Source organism: Roseburia porci (assembly GCF_009695765.1).
GTDB classification, from domain to species: Bacteria; Bacillota; Clostridia; order Lachnospirales; family Lachnospiraceae; genus Roseburia; species Roseburia porci.
In genome coordinates, this window is the sequence record NZ_VUNI01000053.1 from 1 (window position 1) to 1732 (window position 1732).

Sequence of the window (1732 nt, forward strand, 5' to 3'; positions counted from 1 at the left end):
AAAACCGCATAAATACGGCATTTTTTGTTGTTAAAATAAAATATCTCCTCAAGGTTTATGGTAAAATAGAGTTGCGAAAAAATATCAACCAATCCACCTAAAGGAGATATACCTACATGATAACACATAAGCAGCTCTCTTTGGCAGAAGTTTTTGAAGATTGCCAAAATAAATTCGACAACGACAAATACCAGTTCCTTTCACTTCTTGATGAAACCATTAACCTTGATGAAATTGTTCCTGTTTCTTTTGTTACTCATTTCCACGCTTCAACCGGAAGACCTCGAAAGCACCAGCTTTTTCCAATGCTTAAGGCTTTTCTGATTCAGCGTATATTCTCAATCCCGACTGATACGCTCCTGATCGTTTTCTTGAAATACTCTCAGGAATTACGTGATTTCTGTGGCTTTGATGTTGTTCCTGATGCCTCAAAATTCACCCGTTTCAAACAAGATTTCCTGATGGACTTACAATCTATGTTCGATCACATGGTTGATATGACCGAACCGATCTGCCAAAAACTTGACCCTCATCTGGCGGCTATGACGATCTTCGATACCTCTGGCATTGAAGCCTGGGTGACTGAAAATAATCCAAAATACGCAAACCGTATTATCAAACAGTTAAAGGCTTTTGCAAAGGCAAACAACCTTGATAAAAGCTATGATCCTTATAAGGCTGCTTATGGCTCCATGCCTACGCATGCTGCTTCGAATCAGGCAATCCAGCAGATGTATATCAACGGCCATTTCTGCTATGCCTATAAGTTCGGCATTGTAACCAATGGGCTTGGCATTGTCCGTGATATCACTTTCTATAACAAAGAGTTCCTAAAGGCTCATCCGGACATCGTTGTGGAAAAGAAATCTGTCTCTCCTGATGAGGATAAATCTCTTGCCGATTCAAAAGCCCTGCTTCCTGTTCTGATTGATTTCTTTCAGAAGCATCCGCTTATCGCCCCTAAGACTTTTCTTGGTGATGCTGCTTTTGACACGATTGAAATCTACAAATCCCTTTTCGGTGAAATTGGATTTGAAAAAGCATTTATTCCTCTCCGCGTAAAACTTTCTATGGAAGATAATGGTTATACCATCAACGAAAATGGTGTTCCCTGTTGTCCTCATGATCCTTCACTTCCTATGAAAAGGGAAGGTAGTAAATCACACTTAAAAAGCAAAATTCCCACGATGAAATTTGTCTGCCCGAAAATGAAATGGGAATACAATAAAGCGGATAAAACAAAACGCCGTGTATGCCATTGTGATAATCCCTGCACAACATCTTCCTGTGGAAGAATGATTTACGTTTATCCCGAAAAGAATCTTCGTGCCTATCCCGGAGTGGAACGAGGTTCAGCAGAATGGGAAGAAACATATAAAATCCGTGTAAACGTTGAAAAGTCCATCAACCACTTTAAAGACAGCTTTTGCGTAGCTAACCGTAAAACCCAGAACGAAAAAACGCTTCATGCCGATTTACTTTTGGCTGGCATTGCCCAACTTGTTACAGTAATCGTTGCTGATAAAATTCATCAACATCAATACATCCGAAGTCTTAAGCCTTTGATTGCTTAAAATTGAGATTTTATAAATTTTTCTGCTTCGTAGTAACTAGGAAGCCTTTTTGTCATGCCACAAATTAATGACCGCCACCTTCCATTCTAAGAATCTTGCAATGCAGGAGTCTATCCTTGTTTTCAATCAAGATTGCGAACTTGTTTCGCAATTGCCTA

1 pseudogene is annotated in these 1732 nt (G+C 39.5%); it reads left to right on the forward strand.

Features of this window, described 5'->3' with window-relative positions:
* The first annotated feature begins 116 nt into the window (after positions 1-116).
* A pseudogene (locus tag FYJ75_RS14225) lies at positions 117-1512 on the forward strand (transposase).
* Positions 1513-1732 lie beyond the last annotated feature (220 nt).